The 2,229-nt window shown below is 71.4% G+C and carries 2 protein-coding genes and 1 CRISPR repeat array; of the genes, one reads left to right on the top strand and one right to left on the bottom strand.

Going from position 1 to position 2,229, the window contains the following annotated elements; translation table 11 throughout:
* On the top strand, positions 1–1,415 hold a 1,415-nt coding region (locus tag J1M39_RS11940; protein WP_206496839.1), incomplete at its 5' end, for an RNA-guided endonuclease InsQ/TnpB family protein.
* 1 nt (position 1,416) lies between these two features.
* Positions 1,417–1,871: a CRISPR direct-repeat array (repeat unit 28 nt; unit sequence GGAAGCCCCGCGCACGCAGGGATGAGCC).
* 149 nt (positions 1,872–2,020) lie between these two features.
* Here the strand turns inward: J1M39_RS11940 and J1M39_RS11935 are convergent.
* On the bottom strand, positions 2,021–2,229 hold a 209-nt coding region (locus J1M39_RS11935), incomplete at its 5' end, for a hypothetical protein (RefSeq protein ID WP_206496838.1).

Raw genomic sequence — 2,229 nt, 5'->3', positions numbered from 1 at the left:
ACCCCACCCTCCGCGTGGCCAGCTACCAGTCGTACTCCACGGCCCACCTGACCCCGCTGATCCGCCGCCACCGCGAGGCTGCCGCCGCGATCGCCGCCGGCGCCGACCCGGCCGAAGCATGGACCGACGAGCGATACGCCGAGCCCTGGATGCACACCGTGCCCCGCCGCGTCCTGGTCTCCGGCCTCCAGAACGCCGCGAAGGCCACCGAGAACTGGATGGCCTCCGCCTCCGGCACGCGCGCCGGCGCGCGCGTCGGCCTGCCGCGGTTCAAGAAGAAGGGCCGGTCCCGGGACAGCTTCACCATCCCCGCCCCCGAGGTCATCGGCGCCGCGGGCACCCCCTACAAGCGCGGCGAGCCCCGCCGCGGGGTGATCACCGACCACCGGCACCTGCGCCTGGCCTCCCTGGGGACCATCCGCACCTACGACAAGACCAGCCGCCTGGTCCGCGCCTGCCGCCGCGGCGCCCAGATCCGGTCCATGACCATCTCCCAGGCCGGCGGACGGTGGTACGCCTCGATCCTCGTTGCCGACCCCACCCCCATCCGGACCGGGCCCAGCCGTCGCCAGCGCGCCAACGGCGCCGTCGGCGTGGACCTGGGCGTCAAGCACCTGGCCGCCCTCTCCACCGGCGAGGTCATCGACAACGGCCGCCCCGGTGCCCGCCAGGCCGCCCGCCTAACCCGCCTCCAGCGTGCCCACGCCCGCACCCAGCCCGGCTCGAACCGCCGCGAGCGCGTGCGCCGGCAGATCGCGGCACTCCAGCACGGGATCGCCCTACGTCGGGCGGGGCTGCTGCATCAGGTGTCCACGAGACTGGCGACGGACTTCGCGGTGGTCGCCCTGGAGGACCTGAACGTGGCGGGGATGACCCGTTCGGCCCGCGGGACGCTCGAGGCGCCGGGTAGGAACGTGGCCGCCAAGTCCGGGTTGAACCGGGCGATCCTGGATGCCGGGCTGGGGATGCTGCGCCGGCAGCTGGACTACAAGACCTCCTGGGCAGGGTCCCAGGTGAAGATGATCGACCGATTCGCGCCCTCCTCGAAGGCGTGCTCGCGCTGCGGGACAGTCAAATCCACGCTGTCCCTGGCCGAGCGGACCTTCGAGTGCGAGGCCTGCCACCTGGTGATCGACCGCGACGTGAACGCCGCGATCAACATCCGGGCGTGGGCTGTGCAGGAGGAGCGTGGAGCAGGGGTCGAGCTCGCCCGAGGCCGTCGGGAGAGTCGAAACGGACGTGGAGCTGCTGTCTCGGGCCCGCCATCTGGCGGGGCCGCGAGGCAGGGGCGTGGAAGCGTCAAGCCCGCACCCCAGGGTGTGGGCATGTCCAGCCGGGCAACTGGCTGGTCATCCCAACCCCCCTCAACCGAAGGGGAAAGCGCAGAGCGCGGAGCATCCGCCCTGGCCAGGTAGTGGAAGCCCCGCGCACGCAGGGATGAGCCCGCGGACTCCCAGTCCATCGCCAGCTTGCCCGTGGAAGCTCCGCGCACGCAGGGATGAGCCCCTGACTGACGGACTGACTGACTGACTGAGGGTGGAAGCCCCGCGCACGCAGGGATGAGCCCTTGGTCTTGCCGTCAGCAAGCATGCGAGCCATGGAAGCCCCGCGCACGCAGGGATGAGCCCGTCCTGACGCTGTTCGAGGACGGCAGGGTAGAGGAAGCCCCGCGCACGCAGGGATGAGCCCGACGCTGCTGCTGTGGACGAGCTGCTTGCCGAGGAAGCCCCGCGCACGCAGGGATGAGCCACCCATCTTCTCCACGAAACGCTCCGCGATCGTGGAAGCCCCGCGCACGCAGGGATGAGCCCACGGGCACGTCGTCAAAGTCGGTGAGCCCGTCGGAAGCTCCGCCCGCGCAGGGATGAGCCAGACTCCCAGGGGCATTCACGGCTCCTGGGTTGAGCTGTCGTAGGGATCTGGGCTGGTCCCGGTCCTTCCTAGACACCATCCAGTGCTCGTGACAGCTGCGGGTGTCGTGGAGGTGCTGCGGGGACGTGTCGCGGTGTCCGCGGGATGCTCAGCTGGTGGGCTCGGGGACGGTGGCCTCGCACTGGACCATGGGCATGCCCTTGGGGTCGCCGGTCTGGGCGTCCAGGGGGGCGGTGGTGCCGTCGGCGATGATCTCGCAGTGCAGGTCGCCGGCGGCGGGCAGCTGCGGGACGTTGGCGATCACCTGGATCTTTTCACCGGGCTTGGCCTGGGTGCGCAGGGTCAGGGGGGTGGTGC

Origin of the sequence: Micrococcus sp. KRD077 (genome assembly GCF_017168505.1) — a bacterium.
GTDB lineage: Bacteria > Actinomycetota > Actinomycetes > Actinomycetales > Micrococcaceae > Micrococcus > Micrococcus luteus.
This window is presented reverse-complemented; position numbering and strand designations above follow the sequence as displayed.